The organism is Streptomyces chattanoogensis (genome assembly GCF_001294335.1).
In the GTDB taxonomy this organism is placed as follows: domain Bacteria; phylum Actinomycetota; class Actinomycetes; order Streptomycetales; family Streptomycetaceae; genus Streptomyces; species Streptomyces chattanoogensis.
Genome location: NZ_LGKG01000163.1, coordinates 1 through 19,978 on the forward strand (window position 1 = coordinate 1; position 19,978 = coordinate 19,978).

The following is a 19,978-nucleotide window of genomic DNA, read 5'->3' on the forward strand; positions in this document are numbered from 1 at the left end:
TCACTCTGCCCCGCCGACTCATGACCCACATAGGTCCCCTCGGTGACGATCAGCCCCACACCCGCAGCCGCCCGACGCGCGTAATACGACCGCACATCCCCACCAGGCACACCACCCGGCGAGAACATCCGCGTCATCGGCGCCATCACAATCCGGTTCGGGACGGTCAGGCCGTTCAACGCAACGGGCCGGGACAACAGCTCGGCCGCACGGGAGGCGGGAGAAGTGGTGACGGTCATGGGAGCGCTCCTCGCAGTACCGGACGGTATGTGCACATGCATTGATACATGCCACTCAACCATCCGGTCGGCCGTCGCATTCCTCCCGTCCGGCGGACCGCGCCGTGACGCCCGACACACACCCAGAGGCCGTCAGACGGAGACAGCCGGAAGTACCTGACCCAGCAAGCGCTGGAAGGAGCGCCGATCCTCTTCCCCGAGGCCTTCCAGTCCCGTGAGGTTGGACATCAGCTCGGAGCGGATCTGCCGAACCGTCTCCTCACCCTCCTCGGTCAGGATCACCCGCTTGACCCGCCGGTCAGAGGGGTCGGCCTCACGGCGCACCAGACCGCGCGCGGCCAAGCGGTCGACGATGCCGGTGACGTTCGAGGCGTCGCAGGCCAGCAGGTCGGCGAGGCTCCTCATCGGCATCGGCCGCCGCAGCAGGCCGAGCATTTTCCCCTGCATCAAGGTGAGATCACGTTCCGCGGCCACGGCCGCGAAATTCCGGTAGTAGAGCGCCGCGGCCTGCGCGAGCTGATCCATCAGCTGCATGGGCGTGGGCGTGGGATCCGATGGCGGTGGATCCGATGGCGATGCGGGCGGCTTGGAGCGGGTCATGGCCTCAGCCTAGGCGAGACTGCTTGACGTACTCAAATATTGAGGTCTACCGTCATCTCATTACTTGAAGAGTTCCACCATGCAGGCACTCAATCATGCAGGGATCGAAACATGTAGGGGTTCACGCATGTAGAGGTTCACGCATGTAGGGGTTCACGCATCCAGGGGTTCGAGCTCTGGCGGCCACGGCTGTCCGCGCCGAGGCCCGACCGGCCCCGGATCCGCCCCGTACCACGCCACCACACATCGCAACACGTCGTTCAGGAGCACCACCATGCCTTCCGCGCTCTTCGTCGTCACCGGCGCCGACCACTGGACCCTCGCCGACGGCACCCCGCACCCGACCGGCTACTGGGCCGAGGAACTCGCCGAGCCGCACCGGATCTTCCGCGAGGCGGGCTACGAGATCACCATCGCCACCCCCGGCGGTGTCCCCGCCCCCGTCGACCAGGGCAGCCTGAGCGCGGCGGCCAACGGCGGTGCGGAGCCCGCCGCCGCCATCGGCGCGTACCTCGACAGGATCCGCGAGGGACTCGATGCCCCGGCCAAGCTGGAGGACGTCGACCCGGACGTCTACGACCTGGTCTTCTACCCCGGCGGCCACGGGCCGATGGAGGACCTCGCGGTCAGCGAGGCCTCCGGCCGGATCCTCACCCGTACGCTCGACTCGGGCAAGCCGCTCGGTGTGGTCTGCCACGCCCCCGCCGCGCTCCTCGCCGCCCGCCGCGAGGACGGCAGCTGGCCGTTCGCCGGCTACCGGATGACCTCCTTCACCAACGCGGAGGAAGCCGCGGTCGGTCTCGCCGACAAGGCCCCGTGGCTGGTCCAGGACCGCCTGGTCGAGCTCGGCGCCGACTTCGTCGAGGCCGCCCCCTTCACTCCGCACACCGTGACCGACCGCAACCTGTACACCGGCCAGAACCCGGGCTCCTCCGCGGCCCTGGCCCACACCCTCGTCGACGCCCTCTCCACCGACCCCGCCACGGTGGTCTCCCGGCTGCGCAGCGCCTTCGACACCGGCCGCACCAAGCCGCTCGCCTGGCGCCTCGACCGGCTCGGCGCCCTGCGCGCGCTGCTCACCGAGCAGGCCGACGACCTCCTGGCCGCCCTGCACGCCGACCTCGGCAAGGGGCCCACCGAGGCCTACCGGACCGAAATCGGCTTCACACTCCACGAGCTCGACCACACCGTGCAGCATCTGGAGGAATGGCTGCGGCCGAAGCCGGCCGCGGTTCCCCAGGCCTTCCTCCCCGCCGATGCCCGGGTGGTCCGTGACCCGCTCGGCGTCGTACTGATCATCGCTCCGTGGAACTACCCGCTCCAGCTGGCCCTCGCCCCGCTGGTGGGTGCCCTGGCGGCCGGCAACACGGCCGTGGTCAAGCCCAGCGAACTGGCCCCGGCCACCTCGGCCGCGCTGGCCCGCCTGCTGCCCCGCTACCTCGGCCGGGACGCCGTGGCCGTCGTCGAGGGTGCCGTCGCCGAGACCACGGCATTGTTGGAGCAGCGTTTCGACCACATCTTCTACACGGGCAACGGCACGGTCGGCCGGATCGTCATGGCGGCCGCGGCCAAGCACCTCACCCCCGTCACCCTCGAACTCGGCGGCAAGAGCCCGGTCGTGGTCGAGCCGGGTGCCGATCTGACCGCCACCGCGCAGCGGATCGTCCGTGGCAAGTTCCAAAACGCCGGCCAGACCTGCGTCGCCCCCGACTACATCCTCGCCATCGGCGACACCGCCGCGGAGCTCGAGGCGCAGCTGGCCGTCGCGGTCCGCGAGGCGTACGGCGACGATCCGGCGGCCGACCCCGAGTACGGACGGATCGTCAACGAGCGCCACTTCGACCGGCTCACCGCCCTGCTCGGCGCCGGACGCGTCGTCACCGGCGGCGACCACGACCGCGCCAGTCACTACCTCTCCCCCACCGTCCTCGCCGATGTCTCCCCGGACGCCCCGGTGATGCAGGCGGAGATCTTCGGCCCGATCCTGCCGATCATCACCGTGCCCGACCTCGATGACGCGATCGCCTTCATCAACAACCGCGACAAGCCGCTCGCGCTGTATGCCTTCACCGACTCGGAGCGGACCAAGCAGCGTCTGACGGAGGAAACCTCCTCCGGTGCCCTCGTCTTCGGCCTCTCCGTCTCCCACCTGGCCGTGCCCGACCTCCCGTTCGGCGGCGTCGGGGAGAGCGGCATGGGCCGCTACCACGGTGAGTACTCCATCGACACGTTCAGCCACACCAAGGCCGTCCTCGACAAGCCGCTGAACTGACCACCCGCCTGCCGGCCCACCCGCCGAACCCGCCGAACCCGCCGAACCCGCCGAAGGAACGATGCCATGACCACCTGGCACCCCGTCGACCACCGCGCAGCCGTGGCGACCGAGACCGCCAAGTTCACCTCCGTGCTCAACGGGGCCGACCTGGCAACCCCTGTGCCCACCTGCCCCGACTGGACGCTGGCCGACCTGGTCAAGCACACCGGCAGCGTCCAGCGCTGGTTCTCGACCCTGTTGCACGCACGCATCCAAAGCCCCCCGCAGAGCCGCGAAGTCGACCTTCGGCTCCCGACGCGGACCGACGCCTACCCCGGCTGGCTGGACGAGAGCGCGGCCGTGGCCGCGGACGCGTTCGCAACCACCGACCCGGACCTGCCGATGTGGGCGTGGGGCGCCGACCACCATGCCCGCTTCTGGGCGCGCCGCATGCTTTTCGAGACCCTGGTGCACCGCGCCGACGCCGAGCTGACCCTCGGGCTCCGGCCCGCGATCGACCGCACACTCGCCGTCGACGGGATCGACGAGTTCCTCGTCAACCTGCCTTTCGCCACCTTCTTCGCGCCCAAGGTGGCCAACCTGCGCGGGACCGGCCAAACCATCCTCTTCCGCACCACCGATGCCAACGCCGCCTGGCTCGTCACCCTGCGCCCCGACGGCTTCGGGATCACCCCGGCCCACGCAACAGCAGACACCACCGCGAACACCACTGGGAACATCACCACAGATATCACCACAGACGCTACTGTCCAGGCACCCGCAGCCGACCTCCTGCTGCTCCTCTACGGCCGCCGGCAGCACACCAGCGACACCGTCGAGCACGAGGGCGACCAGGATCTGCTGTTGCGCTGGTTCGCCAACTCCGCCTTCTGACAAGCCCTTGCCCCGCACTGGTGATTGCCGGTGTCCTGGTGGGGACGGGCGGCATCTTCAGGATGCGGTGTCGCCGATGAAGTCGAGCAGATCCTGGTTGACTGCATCGGCGTGGGTCATGAAGATGCCGTGCCCCGCTCCGGGGTACTCCTTGTAGGTGTTGTCCGGCACCAGCTTTTCCAGCCGACGCCCGGTGAGATCGATGAGGGCTGAGGCATCGGCGTCGCCGTGGATGATCAAAGTCGGAACCTGGAGCGCGGCGACCTCCTCGCGCAGATCGGTGCAGCACCCCGTCTTGATCACCTCGACGGCCGCCTTGGCCGAGCAGTCGAGGCACCTCTGCACGGTCCACTCCATGAGCTCGGTGGAAATCTTGTTGCCCAGGTGCGTCGCGAAGAACGCCTGTGCATTCTGGGCCATCCACCTCGGGCGGTCTCGGGTCCGCTCCGCCAGCAGGGCGTCGAAGACGTTCCGGTCGATCCCCTCCGGGTTGTCCGGCGCCCAGACCATCAGTGGTGCGGTGACCGAGATCAGCACCACCCGGCTCACCCGGTCGTAGCCGTGGCGGGACAGGTAACGGATCACCTCCCCACCACCCATCGAGTGCGCCACCAGGGTCACCTCGCGGAGGTCGAGGTGACCGAGCAGCGCCGCGAGATCGTCGGCGAGGGTGTCGTAGTCGAAGCCGTGGCCGACCCAGTCCGAGCGGCCGTGCCCTCGCTTGTCGAAGGCGATGCAGCGCAGGCCCCGTTCGGACAGCGGCAGCATCTGGAACTCCCATGAGCTGCTGCTGAGCCAGGCCCCGGCCACGAACACCACTGGCTTGCCCTGTCCCCAGTCGGTGTAGAACAGGCTTGTCCTGTCGGAACCTTCGAAGTACGGCATGAGCGAGTCCTTCCTGGACGAGAGGTGTTACGGCAACGTGGCAACTCTCGTCCACCGGAGATCACGCCGTCGATTACTCCCGACGTAATGAGCAGCGCGGGCACCCCAGGCAAGATCCGCCGGACCGCTCTCCCTCGTGGGCCTGGGCTCGCTCTCAGGGCGAGCCCAGGGGCCACGGCAGCATCGCTCGTCGCTCGTCGCTCAGGGGTCGGGCGGTCAGGCGGTCAGGCGGTCAGGCGGTCAGGCGGTCAGGCCGAGGCTCTTCTTGGCCAGCTCGAACGCCGGCAGCATCGCCTTGTGCTCGTCTGCGTCGAACCCTCCAAGATGGATGACCACGCCACCGTGCTTGGTCATCACGGCCAACGCGCGTTCCGGCCTGACTACACCGGCGGCCAGGTCGGTGACGGTGTAGCTGGCCTCAGTAACGGGCAGGCCACCGGCCTTGGCCTCGCGGAACTTGACGTTGCTCTCGAAGTTCTCGGCGGCGACGAACTTCTTCATCAGGGCGCGGGATGTGCCGCCGGGCGCGGCCGCGCCCTTGGTACCGGACCACACGGTGAGGAAGCCGATGTGCCCGGCGGGCTTGGCGTCGAGCTCGCAGGCGGGCGTGAGCGGCCCCTGATGTCCGAGCGGGCCCATCTGGTCCACCGTCGCCTGCGTGATGGCCTCCGCCTTCCAGGACGTCGCGAGGATGAAGTGCACGGGCAGTTCGCACGCCGTGCCCTTGTCGCCGAGCTTCTTCTCGGGCGCCTTGTGCTTCTTGCCCCCGCCCCCGCCGTCGCCCCCACCGAACGAACAGCCACTGAGCACGCTCACCGCGACGACCGCAGCCACCGCGGCCTGCGACACCTTGCGCATTCCGGAAATCCCCCACTGTTGAGTATTGAAGTTCAGAAAATTCGCCGCAGCTTATACGACAAGTTCGATCTCGAACCACATCTCTCTTCCGGTCTCTTCCGATATCGCAGGGACGGGAGTGCCCGTCCCACCCCGACCGACAGCCCGGAAACCGTCGCCCGCTCGCGTCCTGGTTCTTTGGTGATGGCAGCGTCGGGCTGCTGCTTGGTGTCGTCTTCGCCAGGAGCCACCGGGCCTCTGCCACGGCGAGGCACGTACGAGGGCCCTGCAATGGCCTGGTCAGCTACCCAACCTCGGGGGTAGTCGTCATGCACGCCTTGGGACCACCCGAGGGAAGGCCCGCCACGCGATCGTCTCGGCGTCATCGGCCCTACTCGTATGCCCATGTCGAGCGTGCAAGCCGCTTCCCGAGCCTATGATTCAGCTGACATTGAGCCATCGAGGAGCGGGGGCCTGCCTGATGACTGGTCAGTGGGAGATACTCGGCGAAGCGGGCGGCATCGAGGCGTATGTGCACCGCCCGGAGGGTGAGGTGCGGGGCGCGGTGGTGGTCTGCTCCGAGCTGTACGGAGTGAACGCCTACGTCCGCGACACCTGCGCAGAGTTGGCGACGGCCGGGTACGTTGCACTGGCCCCCGACTACTACTGGCGCAACGCTCGTCGCACCGAGCTCGGGTACTCGGCCGAAGAGCGCGAGGACGGCCTGGTACTGATGCGCGCGCTGGACCGGGACGAGTTGGTGGCTGATGCGTCGGCGGCACTGTCGGAGGCGCGCGCGGAAGCCGGGGAGCGGGGCGTGGCCTTCCTCGGGCTGAGCATGGGCGGACACATCGCGGTGCGGGCGGCGACCGCGCTGCGCTTCGAGTTGGCGGCCGTCTTCTACCCGGGGTGGCTGCTGAACAGCGGCTTCCCGCTGGTTGGCCCGGTGCCCCCGTTGGAGACCAGCGAGCGGATCGCCGCGGGCGGCGCCTTCCTGCTGGGGTTCCGCGGCGAGCTGGACCACATCATCCTGGCCGAGGAGTGGGAGCAGGCCGAGCAGCAGCTCACCGAGGCCAAAGTGCCGCACGAGCTGGTGACGTACCCGGGAGCCCGGCACGGTTTCGCCTGCGCAGACCGCCCCGAGGACTACGATCCGCAGGCCGGCGCGGATGCCTGGCGGAAAGTCTACGCCGCCTTGGAATCGCACCTCTAGCCTCGCGCCTTTTCTAGGAGCGGTTGTCCGACCGGTGATCACGTACGCAGAAAGCTCCTCTGACCAGCGAGAATGAGGATTAATGAGGAGTACTGAGGATTCTTGAGGTACTTGTTCCCGCCACCGTCGGGGGCGTTCGCCGGAGCGAGCAAAGGCGGGCGGCCGGCCAGCCCGAACACCCAGCGATCACGCACTCGGACGTTCCCGTGACGAGCTGAGCACGAAGGTGCACCCGGCCAGGGAGGGACAACCAAGCACGCCCCCTCTCCCTCTCCCTCGTCCTCACCACGGACCTGCCGGTGACGCGCCGACCTGCGATCCGCCATGACACGAATCATCGAAATGGCTGCCTGAGCTGGTCGGTTTCGTTTAGGGCATGGCGGTGGCGGATGCGGGATTGCGTTCGTGGTCTGCTCAACCCTGTCTGTTGGATCACTGGATCAACCCGCGCCGACTGGTTGTAGCCTCGGCTCCTATGAGTTGGCTGCCTGACGACTTCGTCCACCCCGTCAATGTGCCCGTGCCCAACACCACGCTTCACCTACGGCCGATCCGGGAGGCGGACACCGCGCTCGACTACCCCGCCGTGATGGGCTCTCGGGAGCGCTTGTGGGAGATCTTCGGCCCGGCCTGGGCTTGGCCCAAGGAGACGATGACCTATGAAGAGGACCGCATCGACTTGCTGCGGCACGAGAAGGAGATAGCCGCGCACCAGTCGTTCAACTACGCACTGCTGGACGAGGAGGAGACGGCGATCCTCGGCTGCGTCTACATCGACCCGCCCGAACGCACCGGCTCCGACGGAGAGGTCTCCTGGTGGGTGGTGGACGACCTCGTCGGAGGCGAGGCAGAACGGGCGCTCGACGCGCTGGTGCCGCAGTGGATCGCCGCCGACTGGCCCTTCCAGCAGCCCCGTTATCTGGGCCGCGGCATTACCTGGCAGGACTGGCTCGCGCTGCCGCGCGCCTCGTGACACGCCCGAGTCGATGCCTGAATCGTGCCGTTAAGGATTGTCTGATCGTTGTGTGGATGTGCCGTTGACGGATGCCCAGTGGGCGTGGATCGAGCCGTTCCTCCCTGACCGGACGCCGCGCCGCAGCAGCCGTGGCGCGATCGCATGGACGTACCAAACCGGCGCGCAGCGGCGGCGCCCTCCTCCGGAGTACGGGTCCTCGAACGGCGTCTACGCCCGGCTGCACAACTGGGCTGTCCACGGGACTTGGCAGAGGAGGGCGTTCACCGCGTCGGTGTCCCGAGCGGATGCCGAGGATGAGCTCGAGCCGATCCACGCCGTCGGCGCCTGGTCCTGCTCGTCTCCCCGGGTCAGTCAGGCGACGCCCCGCACCTCCCGCTGTTGATGGACGCCCTGCGGGTGCCGCGCCCGGTCGGACGCCCGCGCACCAGCGGCGGTGCTCGCGGGTAGGCATATTGACCTGAGTCAGAGATGTCTGGCAGTTCTCGTGAGCCGTCCAGGACTTGCGGAAGGACCGATTTCGTCGGGCCAGGGTCCTGACCTCGGAAGCGCTGAGCAGCTCGCCGAAAACCGACGAGCTGTCAGAGAACTTCTGACTCAGGTCACCAGCTCCGGCGGAGCGGAAGAACAGCTGACAGCCCGCCGCGTACGCAGGCCACCGTTGACCTGCCGATTTCCGCACGGAGAACTGCCCGATCGGCCTGTTCGCCGCTTACGTCTCATCCAGAGGTCGTGCTCTAGTGGACCTGTGCCCGCCCGAAGTCCAGGACGGGCGAGGCGGGCCGCTGCCGGGCTGGTGGCGCGAGCGCAAGAAGCTCTCGTCCGCATCGTCCACCAGCCGACTCCGGAGAACCGCCGGCACCGCCGGCAGCGCGCGGCTCCCCCCTCCCCCGGTCATTCGTATCAGGCCGCCAAGCCTCAGTCGCTCGCCCGTCTCCCCCTACACCGTCACAGCACACGATCCGCGCGAGGAAGGGAACGAACGGCATAGGCCACGGCCCAGCACAGCGGCAAGGCGAGGGCTGCGACAAGTGCGAACTTGGCGGCTGCCGGGGCATGCAGCCAGCGGAATGCGAAACCGAGCCCAACCAGCACGGGCGCGTGGATGACGTAGACGGCGAAGGCGTGGCGGGACAGGAATCCGGCGGTGGTTCCCTGCCGGTTGAGGCGTTCGCGGAAGAAGACGGTCAGGCCAAGGACCATGCCCACGGCGAACGTCGACTCCCACGCGGACGAAACCAGCGACTGCCAGGTGCCGTGCCCGTCGAGCGCTCCCGTCTTCACAGTGGCGACGAAGGGGAGGTACGCGAGCGTCGCAGCGGTGGCGACGGCGAAGCCCACACGGCCCGCGGCGCGGGAAAGGGTCTGCGGCCAGCCACGACGGTAGGCGAGCACTCCGAGGACGAAGAAACTCGCGTACTGCGGCATATAGCTGGGGGTGGGCAGGCCGAGGAAGGGGACGTAGGTGTCGTTCGGCACGACGAAGCGCCAGAGGTAGGTGGCCAGGGCAAGCGCGACGGTGAAGACGACGACGGCGAGCGGGCGCAACGGCCGCGGGGCCCGTACCGTCTCGCGGCCGGGCTCCCCGGCGGAACCGAGCAGGCGGCGTGCGCCACGGCGGCGGACGAGGGCGTAGAGCACGGCGAACACGAGCAGCACTTCGACGAACCACAGCGGGCCCGCATCCCAACTCAGCACGTAGTAGAGCCAGTAGGGCAGCGCTTTACCGCGCTCGGCGAAGGCGTCCCGCAGGTCGGCGTACCCGCCGAAGCCCGTCAGAGGACGTATCAGCAGGAGGAAGGCGAGCAGGGGAATGCCAAGCCGCTTGAGACGGTCCCGGAAGAACGGACGTGCGCCCTTGCGGTCGTAGGAGGCCGGCGTGAAATACCCGGCGATCATGAAGAAGAATCCCATGAAGAACGCCTGGTTGAACATGACGAAGACATCCAGGAGCAGCCCGGAGCCGTCCTTGGCCGGCTCGGTGTAGTACCAGGCCGGGATGTTGCCGTAGGTGACCGCGGTGTGGTGCAGCACCACGAGCGCCGTCAGCGCGATACGCAGATTGTCGATGTAGAGCAGCCGGGGGCGCTTCGGCCTGTCGGCGGACGGCTCGGGCCCGGCCATCACGGCCGTGCGTTCCAGATCGTCTGTCATGGAATGGTCTCCCCGTTCAATGAGTTGAGTTGAGTTGAGCTGAGTTGAGTTGAGCTGAGTTGAGTTGAGCTGAGTTGAGTTCAAGCAGGTCAAGTCAGGTCAGTGCGGTTCAGCACAGGTCAGCGCGTTCAGGGGGCAGTGCCGTTCAGTCACGGGCGCGGCTGTCCGCGCGCGTGGCGTGCTCGAAGATGCCGGCGAGCTCGCGGGCGTACGCAGTCAGGTCGTGCTCGGGATGAGCGCTCCAGTACGCGAACATGTTGTCGATCCCGGCCTGGAGGCTGACGGCCATGACGCGGACATCGAACGCACGGAACTCGCCGCTCTGCTGGCCCTCCAGGAAGACCTTCTCCAGCGCGACGTAGATCGGCTCGCTCGACGCGATGCCATAGCGCGGCGCTCCGTCAGCAGTACGGAAGTGACTGAAGATCTCGCCGAGCGCGGCGAGTTGGGTCTGGTGGCCGAGCATGTACTCGGCGACCGACTCGATATAGACGCGCAGCCACACGGCCCCACCGGACTGCCCGTCCAGCCGGGCGCCGACAAAGGCGCCGATCCCCTCGTAGACCTGCTCGACGAGCCGCTCGATCAACTCACTCTTACCTGCGAAGTGGTACGAGATCACCCCCTTGCTGATCCCCGCCCGTTCGGCGATCTGTGCCAATGAGGCCTTCGCAAACCCCCGTGCTGCGATGGTCTCGACGGCGGCGTCGATGATCTGGGCGCGGCGCGCCTTCTCGATGAACGAGCGTTCCGGCTCCTGCGACTCCGACTTGCCCTTCCCGGCGTCGGACTGGCCGCCGGGATCAATTTTTGACCGCATGGCCAAAATTTTAGGCGCTCGGCCAACTGCTGTCCAGGCGAGTCCGATTGAGTCGATCGTCGAGGCGTCAACATGGGCGTCATCACCGGCAGGACCGGGCCTACCGTTCCAGGCGCATCACTGGTGCCACCGGCTTGGCCTGGAGACCTGGCGACCTGGCGACCTGGCGACCTGGAAGCACGGACGTCAGCCGTCACCTGAGAAGCGGCCACCGCACACCACACAGACCCAACAAAGCGTCAGCCAGGACTTGACGGGGCAGACACCTCCGCGCGTCGCAGTCGCCACCAGACGGGGCGACCTCGCTGCACTCCGCAATCGCCGACTTCGCCGACCTCGCCGACCTCGCCGACACGGCTTGCGCCTTCCGCAACGGAAGGTTCTACCGTCCCGACTCATGAAGATTGTTGTTCATGACACGGCGTCCGCCATGCTCGATCTCCTGCAGCGACCGCTGGACGAGCGGCCCGACGCCCTACGAGAAATGCTCAGCCCGCTCCAGAACGTGATGGCCACCGTGGGGGATATCGACCTGGTCCACATGCACCACCGCCTGGGCAGTGGCTTCCGAATCGACCGTGAGGACTCGCGATACCTGCCCGCCCTGCGTCAGATGCGCGACGCAGGCGTGTGGAACCAGATCGAGGACTCCCTCGCCGCAGCGTGGGAGCGGATCAGCGCTGCGGTGCCCGGCATCAAGCACGCCGAGACCGTGCACGTCGTCGTGGTGCTCGGTAACCCCGACGACGACCACCTGACCGTCCGCAGTGCCGGCTACTTCGGCATGGGCGGCTTCCCGGGCGCGATCCACCTGACGATCTGGCCCACCGAAACGAGCCTGAAGAAGATCGCGTACGGCGCCGCGCACGAGCTCCACCACAACGTGCGCTACGCGAATGTGGTCTGGGATCCGATGGCCGTCACGGTGGGCGAACACGTCGTCGCCGAGGGACTGGCCGAGGCGTTCGTTCGGGAGGTGGCCGGCGAGCAGGCCATGGGCCCGTGGTCGAAGGCGCTGACCGACGCCCAACTGGACAGTGCCTACGAGAAGATCAGTGCCGACATCGACGTGGCCGGGATGCAGAACCTGACCGCGTATGTGCTGGGCGATGCCACCGCGCAGCGCATGGGGCAACAGCCCGTGGGACTGCCGGACTTCGCCGGATACGGGGTGGGGCTGCGCATCGTGGACGCCCACCTGGCGGCGTCCGGCCTGACTGCCGCCCAGAGCACCGCCCTGTCGGCGCGCGAGATCCTCGTCAACGCGGGCGTGCCGACCAACGCGTGACCGCTCCGGGCACGGCACCGCGCCCAGCAGGGGGTGGTGCCTGGCGCCTGCCGAGAGCACGAGCAAGGTCGATCCGTCGTCTGCTGCTGGCAGTCACGGCGCCGGGCCGGCTGGGGCGAGTCGTGACGTTCCGCCTGGCCCTCCCGGGCGGGGCAGCCGCCCGGATGCGCGACGCCGGCCCGGTCCTACGACCGGCGACGCGGCTTGCCGCGACGGCCGCCCTTGGCACCGCCGGAACCGCCGGAACCGCCGGAACCGCTCCGTGGGCTCTTGCCGACCGACTTGCCTGCCGACTTGCCCGCTGTGCTGCTGGACTTCCGCCGCGTGTCGCCCGTATCGGAGCGCTTGGGCTTCGACTGTGCCGGGGCTGGGGCCGGGCGGCGTCCTCGGGAGCTGTTGACGGTGCGCCCGCGGACGATCCCGATGAAGTCCTCCACCAGATCCGTCGTGGCGTCCTGCGGCCACGACAGCGCGACGCGCGACTCCGGGGCGTCCGCAACCGTCCGGTAGGTGAGGTCCTTGCGGTGGTACAGGCGGGCGAGCGACTGCGGGACGACGAGCAGTCCCACTCCCGCCGCGACCAGCTCGATGGCGTCTTCGGTCGTGGCAGGGCGCTCGAGCGCGGGCAGTCCCGGCCGACGTTCCCATTCGAGGGTGTCGTCGAGCGGGTGCAGCACGATGTCGTCGGCGAGATCCGCGGCGGACACCTCGTCGACCGCCGTCACGACGTGGTCCTTCGGGATCACGACCACGGTGGTCTCGGTGTAGAGAGGGATCGCGCTGAGGTCCGTACCGTCGACCGGCAGCCGCAGGAATCCCGCATCGGCGCCGCCGCTCCGCAGCACGTCGCATGCTTCGGCGGCGGACACCTGGACCAGGGTCAGCGGGACGTCGGGCAGCCGCTCGTTCCAGATCCGCACCCACTTCGTGGGTGTCACTCCCGGGACATACGCGAGCCGGAACGAGGGGGATACTTCCGAGCCAGTCACGCCGCCAGGCTACCGGTCGTGGTCGGATCCGGTGCACACGCTCGGTACCCTTGACACCATGACGTCGCACCAGACCACCCAGACCATGAAGCCCGCGACCGCGGCGAAGAAGCTGGGTGTGTACCTTCAGGCCACCCCCGCCGAGTTCCAAGAGGGTGTCGTCTCGCGCGCCGAGCTCAATGCGCTGCAGACAAATCCGCCCGAGTGGCTTCAGGAACTGCGACGCAACGGCCCGCACCCCCGGCCGGTGGTCGCAGCGAAGCTGGGCATCTCCATCTCCGGCCTCGCCCGTGGTGGCATCACAGACCCGCTCACCACGGAGCAGATCGATGCGCTGAAGAAGGACTCTCCCGAGTGGCTGCAGCGGGAGCGCGCCACCCAGGCCGAGGTCCGGAAGGAAGCGGTGCGCGTCAAGGAGAAGCACAAGGAGAAGAACGCGGCGCGAGACGATCAGTCCGGCTGACCGCGTTCCTGATCTCCGTCCTTCGGCACTGCCTGGTACGCCCGGGAGACGCCGGAGGCAGCCTGAATCGCCTCGCCCGCGCCGTAGACGTCCTGCCGTCCCGCCATCCCGATCGGGGCGCGCAGCGGCGGCGCGGTGTCGCCCTTACCGCTGGCTGTCACGGTTGCTGGTGAAACGCCTCCGCACCATAGGCGGCGACCGAGCGTTTACAGCTCCTGACGCTCTGCGTTCTCTCTTACAGTTGGTGCTCAACAACCGGCCGGTCGATGATCACCAACAGCAACGTTGCGGGGTGGCCCAGGCGAAGCGTGTGAATGTCATGCGCATGCTTCTCCCATGTGATCCGTCCTCGCCCCAGCCATCAACGAGCGGCTGCGACCAGCGCACGGGATACACGCCCAAAGGCACCCCGCAAGCGTGGACCTGCAGTCACTCCCCGGCTGCGTCGAGGAAGATCTGCGCCAGTTCACGTGGCTGGGAGAACATCGGCCAGTGGCCCGTGCCCATCTCACCCAGCCGCCAGTGCTTGCTGGTCAGCAGCTTGGCCACGTCATCTCCGGGCTCGCCGCCGGCGAGCAGGCACAGGAGATACGTCGCCGGAAGTTCGCCAAGCGACCGTGACAACACGGCGGGCTCGGTGAGCGTGGCGCCTGGGTGCGGCGTCGAGCCACCCACGATCCGTGCGACCTGCTCATCGGTGAGACCCTGGCCGTCGTAGTGGGCTGCGGGTACAAGCGGCCAAAAACCTCCGTTCTCGGCGATCGATGCCTTCACCATCGCCCCGCCGTCCGGCCAGGCGGAGACGAACGACTCACCATCGGCCGGAACACTGGCGTCGACGAAGACGATGCGGGCCAGCCGGTCGCCGATCCGCTCCGCAGCCTGACCGACCGGGATGCCTGAGTAGCTGTGACCTACCAGGACGACATCGCGCAAATCCAGGCGTTCGACCTCGTCCACGATGTCCTGGACGTGGGTCTGCTGCCCAGCCGGCACACCGCGCTTCTCGGCAAGACCGGACAACGTCAACGGGTGAGCGCCGTGGCCAGCCGCACGGAGATACGGCACCACCTCGTCCCACGCCCACGCCCCGAGCCGCGCACCTGCAACCAGTACGAAATTCGCCATGACTGCACAGTAGCGGGGCAGTCCGACCCAACGGCCCTGAAAACTCGTTCGATACACGTCCTCGGACTTGTCGCGTAACTGCTGGTCACCGGTGAGATGATCTTGCGGTGTCTGGTGTGCCCACGGCATTGGAGCCGTACTGGACAGGCACCTTTCGGGGCTGAGCATGCGTCAGTTCGGCAAGGCGCTCCCCGTGCTGCGGCGTGAGAGTGCGGACCCGGTGCGCAAGGGCTGGCCGTGGAGTCTGCCGCCGGAGGACCGGGTCCTCCGCGAGCGCGGCGCCAAGCCGAACTCCCGCCCTGGAGCGAGGAACCCAACACCTCCCACCGCAAGCCCGGGCTGGCGTCGAACACGCCCCTGGGAAAGGAGCATCGTCATGAGCAAGGAGCATCGTCATGAGCTTGGAAACAGGGCCGTTCGCAGCGGAACGCGCGTCGGCGGATGAACTCCGCGCCTGGTACGACCTTTCCGTCACGTCAACCGCCGCGGACTACCCGAGCAACCCGGTGCCGCCGTACGACTCCTACGTGCACCAGCTGTGCAGGCCCACCTCGTACCTCGGGTTTCAGCGGTTGTGGGTCGCGCGCGACAACGGGCGGCTGATCGGCACGGCGAGCGCCGTTTTCCCGCCGGACGAGAACAGCGCGCGGGCCATCATCGCGGTGCGTGTGTCAACCCGAAACCGCAGACGCGGCGTCGGGACGCGACTGCTCCAGGCGATGCTGCCGGAGATCCACGCGCGTGGCTGCCGGGTGATCGCCGGTCAGGCCAAGGCAGGCGCGGACGGTGAGAAGTGGACGCATGCCCTGGGCTTCCGCACGGTCGTGCAGCGCGCCTCGCACCACCTGGACATCAAGAGCGCGGACCCGGCGCGGTGGCAGGTGCCGCCGGCGCCCGGGTTCCGGATCGAGCAGTGGGTGGACTCAGCCCCGGACAACCTCGTGCAGAGTTTCGCCCGAGCGCGCAACGCCATCGCCGACTCACCCACGGGTGAGGCAAGCTATCAACACCCCGACTGGACCGCGGAACGGGTACGGCAGTACGAGGCCAGGATGCGCGAGACCGGCGAAACACATCGGTACGTCGCAGCCGTTGAGGAGCGCAGCGAGGCGGTGGCGGCCTTCACCGAGATCGCCCTCGTCCCGCGGCAGCAAAGCCACTGCTACCAGGAGGACACCGCTGTGCTGCCCGAGTTCCGCGGACTCGGACTCGGCCGGGCGGTCAAGGCCTCGATGATGCGCTGGCTCACCACCGATCTTCCGTCCGAGGTCAGCGCGCTCGAAGCACGCCTCCCGGCGAGCGAGAGGCCGAGGGCCGGTGCACCGGAGCGGGTCGTGAGTGAGGGGAGCATGGATCGATGAACTCGGACCGACCGCTGCCTCGTGAACTCAAGGCCGTTGCTACGACATCGCTGCTGGAACTGGAGGAGCGAGCACTTGACCTCGGCCTCGGCCAGCGCCTGCCGATGCCTTGGACAGCGGCGAATGCAGCCGCCGACGAGCCCCACTACCTGTGGCCGGCTCTGTGGCACTGCCTGCCCCACCGCCCGGCTGTCCCCCGTCACCTGCGGTGCGAGTTGCTGATCGCACTCCGTACGGGAGAACGTGTCAGGAGTCTGCTGGACGTGCTCCCGGATGACTATGCTCGCCTGCCTGGCGTGACGTCGCTTGACGAGAAGGTGCGAGTCGGAAGGCTTGTGGAGGGTGCGCCCAGTGTCTGGGAATGGCAAGTGCATGAGGGTGAGACCTTTCCCTGAGCAGTTCTGACGGGCGGGGCAGCGGATCAGCGCGCAACTCAGGGTGAGGACGCCTTCGGCTGTCGCGCTGGAGCGCGGTGGTCTGCTCGAACGTCCCCGAGTGATGCCCAGGCCGGTGCCGTGAAGATCTGTGCCGCGGCCTGCGCGCCTGTCAGCACCTCACCACCGCTGGACCACGGGAATCGCCGCAACGGTCACCATGCCGTCAGGAAGGCACTCGCCCAGTACGCCCTCGCAGCTGTTCCGTGCCGGGAACCTGTTCAGGCTCTCCGCCTCCAGCTGCCGGCTGTCTGCGTAGTCGAACCTCGGAATGTGCTGCTCCGACTCCCCTCGGCTGCCCTCGTCCCCCTACGCGTTCCTCATCGCGTTCACCAGTCCAGCAACGAGGTTCGCCCGCTCGACCATGGCTCCGATCACCAGGTACTCGTGGTCGGCGTGGGCACCGCCCCCGACCGCTCCAAGGCCGTCGAGCGTCGGCACCCCCAGAGCCGCCGTGAAGTTGCCGTCGCTTCCGCCGCCGACTGCCTTGCCTTCGAGGTCAGGAAGCAGCTGCTGGGCCACCGCAAAGAGTTCAGCCGACGCCGACTCAGGCATCGGGGGCCGGCCGACGGCTCCCTGAACCGCGATCTCCGCCTCAGCGAGATGTGGAGCCAGCGCCGCGAACGCAGACTCGATGCGCTCCTTCTCGTCGGCCGACTCGACGCGGACGTCGACGATGACGGTCGCCTCTGCGGGAACGACGTTGTCCAGGGTTCCTGCGGACGCGACGGTCGGGGTGACCGTCGTGCCGAGGTCGGGTCGGCCAAGCGCCGCGATGTCCAGTACCTGGTGGGATGCTTCGATCAGGGCATTGACCCCGGCTGCAGGCTCAAGGCCGGCGTGCGACGCCCGGCCCGTTACGGAGACTTGGAACGTGCCGCAGCCCTTACGGCCGGTCTTCAGGCCTCCGCCGTCAGCGGCGCCCTCGAGCACGAGGACAGCGCCGCAGGCAAGGGCTCGTTCTTCGATGAGAGCTCGAGAGGAGCGGGAGCCGACCTCTTCGTCGGCGGTGACCAGGATCTCGACTCCCGACCGGTCATCGAGCGTCGCCAGGCCATGAATGGCCTGCACCAAACCGCCAAGCATGTCAAAGACCCCTGGGCCGGTTGCCTGCCCGTCCTTGACCGTGAACGGGCGGCGTTCAAGGGTGCCGAGCGGAAACACCGTGTCATGGTGACCGAGGATCAGTACCGTGGGGTCGCCGCCTGCTGACCAGTGGACATGCGGCCCGGCTTCACTCTCCACGAGGACGGCCTGCCCGCCAAGGCGGCTCTCGATGACAGCGGCGACAGCTTTGGCCGATGCCAGCAAGGCGTCGAGATCGCGCGATGGAGACTCGACTTCGACGAGTGTCCTGAGGTCCTCAAGCATCGCGTCGACGCTCGCATCGACGGTCTTGTGCATCGTCGTCACGTGACAAGGTTACTTCAAGGTCACTTGGGTTCGCTGTGAGAAATGGGGTGTGCCTGTCTGCAGGGGCATCGTCGGTTGCTCAGGGTCCAAGTCGGTTGCCCAGGGTCCAGGAGGTCGCGCGGACAGGCACGGCGGGCCGGTCACACAGGAATGCAGGCAGTACAGACACAGGCCTGGTACATCCAGCCTTCGAGGCTCAGGTCTCCCCGCCCACCCCACACGACCCGCCGTCCCAGTCGCCCCCCCCAAGCCCTGTCGGATGCGCCCGGCACTTCGTAGGCTGGGCGCATGATCACCCCGCTCGTCCGCCAACGACCGGCCCCACAGGCGTCTTCGAGCTGCCGGGGACGCTGACATGGCGACCTTCGTATACCGGATCACCTCGTACGCCCCCACCCGGCGCGACGTCGCGCGCTGCGGTGGCACGGCTGTCCCGTACGGCACCCGGGAGCAGGTGTCCGCGGCATGTGTCGCTGCGGCGGCCGGATTCGCGCTGGACGACGGCGCCGACCATCTGGTGATCGACAATCCGATGCCGGAGGGGTTCTTCTCCTTCTCCAACCGCCTGGCATGGAGGCGGCACGGACTGGCCGGACTCTTCCCACCCGATCTCTCCGGCTACCACGACGGCGCACACGTCCCGCTCGGCACCGGTCTGGGGCTGCTGCGGGCCATGCTGCTGCGCGAGGGCGCTTGGTGCCGGCTGCACGCCGAGAGCGGGTTCTTCCTTCACGTCGGGGAACGGGACGACATCTACGTCGGCGGCACCCGCCCGTTCGCCGAGGCCGCGGCGCGGGCCCGTCGCCTGGGGCTGTTCGTCGAATCGGTCGAGCGCTCCCCGTACGACACCGGCCTCGACGAAACCGACGACCAGCCAGCCGCCGACGGCGCCTTCTGGACCCAACTCCACTGCCTGGTCGCCGAGCGCGGCGGGGCGCTGCTGGAGGAGCGGTACGTCGCCAACGCCTACCGCTGGCACCGTCTGACCTCCTCCTCCCAGATCTCCGCCGCCCGCAGAGCGCTTGCCCCGCGGGCCCGGCTGACGGTGTGGCCGGACCTCACCGAAGACATCGAGGCGGTCCGCGATGCCGTCCTCCGCTCAGAACGCCTCGCACTGCTCGTCGAGCAGGCTCCGGACGGCAACTTCCGTCAGGTGCGCGTCGCGGAGCCGTGGATGGGCCGGACCGACGCCGCCCACCCCCAGATCAAGGCCGGACCGGGGTGTCGGGCGGCACTGGTCCCCATGGAACCGGCTGAACGCCGCCCCCTGCTCGCCGGCGTTCTGCCGGACGCCGATGGTGTTGTACGGGCGCGCTGGCGCACCAACCGCACCCCGGCCGACGAGCGACGGACGTTTCTCGGCTCGCTGCGGGACGGGGACGTTGTCACCGGCACCGTCGCCAGCGGGCTGGACGACGTCGGGGTGCATGTGAACCTGGACCACGAGTGGGGGCACGGCCTCGGATTCCTGCGCGTACCCGAGATGTCCTGGGAACACTTCGAGTCCGTGGACGACGTCGCCCCGATCGGTCGGCGGATCCGCGCCGAGGTCCTCCACGTCGACTGGCAGCGGGAGTGCGTAAGCCTGTCCGTAAAGGCTCTCCAACCCGACCCCTGGCGGCGCTTTGTCGACACTCACCGGGCCGGCGATGTCGTCACCGGCACCGTCGCCAATTCGGTTCCGTTCGGCGTGTTCGTCCGCCTGGCACCGGGCGTCGAGGGCCTGGTCCACATCGAGAACCCAGTCCACGTCGAGAACCGTGTCCACATCGAGAATCCCGTCCACCTCACCGAATCCGCCGACCTCGGACCGGCGGGTTCCGAGAGGACGGTCGTGGCCGGGGACGAAGTACTCGTCACCCTCCTCGACGTGGATCTGGAGAGCCGGCGCATCAGGCTCTCCCTCGGCGGTCGCACCAACGAAGCAGGTCCCGAACCGACCTGATGTGGTGGGAGTGGCCTCAACGCTCTGGGTGACTGTCAGGTGATCCAAGCGCCCCGACCTGGCTGGCCTGACCCCGACCTGGCCTGAC

At 68.2% G+C, this 19,978-nt stretch carries 19 protein-coding genes and 1 pseudogene; 10 read left to right on the forward strand and 10 right to left on the reverse strand.

The window, feature by feature from the left end; translation table 11 throughout:
• On the reverse strand, positions 1-239 hold a 239-nt coding region (locus ADL29_RS29725), incomplete at its 3' end, for an oxidoreductase (RefSeq protein WP_483855169.1).
• A 132-nt stretch (positions 240-371) separates the two neighbouring features.
• Complete coding sequence (locus ADL29_RS29730) at positions 372-839, reverse strand: MarR family winged helix-turn-helix transcriptional regulator (RefSeq protein WP_245689689.1); 468 nt, start codon at positions 837-839, stop codon at positions 372-374.
• A 274-nt stretch (positions 840-1,113) separates the two neighbouring features.
• On the opposite strand from ADL29_RS29730, the gene ADL29_RS29735 reads away from it, so the two are divergent.
• Positions 1,114-3,111 carry an aldehyde dehydrogenase family protein gene (locus tag ADL29_RS29735; RefSeq protein WP_078971386.1) on the forward strand — a complete coding sequence of 666 codons (1,998 nt, stop codon included), beginning with the start codon at positions 1,114-1,116 and terminating at the stop codon, positions 3,109-3,111.
• 66 nt (positions 3,112-3,177) lie between these two features.
• Positions 3,178-3,987 (forward strand): maleylpyruvate isomerase family mycothiol-dependent enzyme, encoded by an 810-nt coding sequence (locus ADL29_RS29740; protein WP_053926652.1) that lies wholly within the window; start codon positions 3,178-3,180, stop codon positions 3,985-3,987.
• Positions 3,988-4,044: 57 nt separating this feature from the next.
• On the opposite strand, the gene ADL29_RS29745 is transcribed toward ADL29_RS29740, so the two are convergent.
• A complete protein-coding gene (locus ADL29_RS29745) occupies positions 4,045-4,872 on the reverse strand; it encodes an alpha/beta fold hydrolase (RefSeq protein ID WP_053926653.1) in 828 nt (275 codons plus the stop codon).
• A 240-nt stretch (positions 4,873-5,112) separates the two neighbouring features.
• Complete coding sequence (locus ADL29_RS29750; RefSeq protein ID WP_053926654.1) at positions 5,113-5,730, reverse strand: lipoprotein; 618 nt, start codon at positions 5,728-5,730, stop codon at positions 5,113-5,115.
• Positions 5,731-6,190: 460 nt separating this feature from the next.
• On the opposite strand from ADL29_RS29750, the gene ADL29_RS29755 reads away from it, so the two are divergent.
• From ADL29_RS29755 to ADL29_RS46725, 3 genes are all read left to right on the forward strand, one after another.
• Complete coding sequence (locus ADL29_RS29755; RefSeq protein ID WP_053926655.1) at positions 6,191-6,922, forward strand: dienelactone hydrolase family protein; 732 nt, start codon at positions 6,191-6,193, stop codon at positions 6,920-6,922.
• Between the two features lie 475 nt (positions 6,923-7,397).
• Complete coding sequence (locus ADL29_RS29760) at positions 7,398-7,895, forward strand: GNAT family N-acetyltransferase (RefSeq protein ID WP_053926656.1); 498 nt, start codon at positions 7,398-7,400, stop codon at positions 7,893-7,895.
• Between the two features lie 58 nt (positions 7,896-7,953).
• A complete protein-coding gene (locus ADL29_RS46725; RefSeq protein WP_053926657.1) occupies positions 7,954-8,280 on the forward strand; it encodes a transposase in 327 nt (108 codons plus the stop codon).
• A 563-nt stretch (positions 8,281-8,843) separates the two neighbouring features.
• On the opposite strand, the gene ADL29_RS29770 is transcribed toward ADL29_RS46725, so the two are convergent.
• Complete coding sequence (locus ADL29_RS29770) at positions 8,844-10,049, reverse strand: acyltransferase family protein (protein ID WP_053926658.1); 1,206 nt, start codon at positions 10,047-10,049, stop codon at positions 8,844-8,846.
• A gap of 145 nt (positions 10,050-10,194) precedes the next feature.
• Positions 10,195-10,869 carry a TetR/AcrR family transcriptional regulator gene (locus tag ADL29_RS29775; protein ID WP_053926659.1) on the reverse strand — a complete coding sequence of 225 codons (675 nt, stop codon included), beginning with the start codon at positions 10,867-10,869 and terminating at the stop codon, positions 10,195-10,197.
• 397 nt (positions 10,870-11,266) lie between these two features.
• Between ADL29_RS29775 and ADL29_RS29780 the strand changes: the two genes are divergently transcribed.
• Positions 11,267-12,157 (forward strand): DUF2268 domain-containing putative Zn-dependent protease, encoded by an 891-nt coding sequence (locus tag ADL29_RS29780; RefSeq protein ID WP_053926660.1) that lies wholly within the window; start codon positions 11,267-11,269, stop codon positions 12,155-12,157.
• A 185-nt stretch (positions 12,158-12,342) separates the two neighbouring features.
• Here ADL29_RS29780 and ADL29_RS29785 read toward each other — a convergent pair whose 3' ends face one another.
• The gene (locus ADL29_RS29785; protein WP_078971388.1) at positions 12,343-13,146 is read right to left on the reverse strand and encodes a LysR family substrate-binding domain-containing protein; all 804 of its coding nucleotides are present in this window, start codon (positions 13,144-13,146) and stop codon (positions 12,343-12,345) included.
• A gap of 58 nt (positions 13,147-13,204) precedes the next feature.
• Between ADL29_RS29785 and ADL29_RS29790 the strand changes: the two genes are divergently transcribed.
• Complete coding sequence (locus tag ADL29_RS29790) at positions 13,205-13,609, forward strand: DUF5997 family protein (RefSeq protein WP_053926811.1); 405 nt, start codon at positions 13,205-13,207, stop codon at positions 13,607-13,609.
• Here the strand turns inward: ADL29_RS29790 and ADL29_RS43750 are convergent.
• Together ADL29_RS43750 and ADL29_RS29795 are read right to left on the reverse strand one after the other, a co-directional pair.
• A complete protein-coding gene (locus tag ADL29_RS43750; RefSeq protein WP_157878607.1) occupies positions 13,597-13,770 on the reverse strand; it encodes a hypothetical protein in 174 nt (57 codons plus the stop codon). The two genes, ADL29_RS29790 and ADL29_RS43750, sit on opposite strands and share 13 nt — an antisense overlap.
• A gap of 268 nt (positions 13,771-14,038) precedes the next feature.
• Complete coding sequence (locus tag ADL29_RS29795) at positions 14,039-14,737, reverse strand: alpha/beta fold hydrolase (protein WP_053926662.1); 699 nt, start codon at positions 14,735-14,737, stop codon at positions 14,039-14,041.
• A gap of 107 nt (positions 14,738-14,844) precedes the next feature.
• Between ADL29_RS29795 and ADL29_RS45585 the strand changes: the two are divergent.
• Positions 14,845-15,005 (forward strand): annotated as a pseudogene (locus tag ADL29_RS45585) (IS5/IS1182 family transposase); the annotation flags it as partial.
• 127 nt (positions 15,006-15,132) lie between these two features.
• A complete protein-coding gene (locus tag ADL29_RS29800) occupies positions 15,133-16,098 on the forward strand; it encodes a GNAT family N-acetyltransferase (RefSeq protein WP_053926663.1) in 966 nt (321 codons plus the stop codon).
• Positions 16,099-16,841: 743 nt separating this feature from the next.
• Here ADL29_RS29800 and ADL29_RS29805 read toward each other — a convergent pair.
• Positions 16,842-17,936, reverse strand: a complete 1,095-nt coding sequence (locus tag ADL29_RS29805; RefSeq protein ID WP_053926812.1) for a M20 family metallopeptidase — start codon at positions 17,934-17,936, stop codon at positions 16,842-16,844.
• Between the two features lie 364 nt (positions 17,937-18,300).
• Here ADL29_RS29805 and ADL29_RS29810 point away from each other — a divergent pair, with 364 nt between their 5' ends.
• Positions 18,301-19,890: a S1 RNA-binding domain-containing protein gene (locus ADL29_RS29810; RefSeq protein WP_053926664.1), complete on the forward strand. Its 1,590-nt coding sequence runs from the start codon at positions 18,301-18,303 to the stop codon at positions 19,888-19,890.
• Positions 19,891-19,978: the final 88 nt, after the last annotated feature.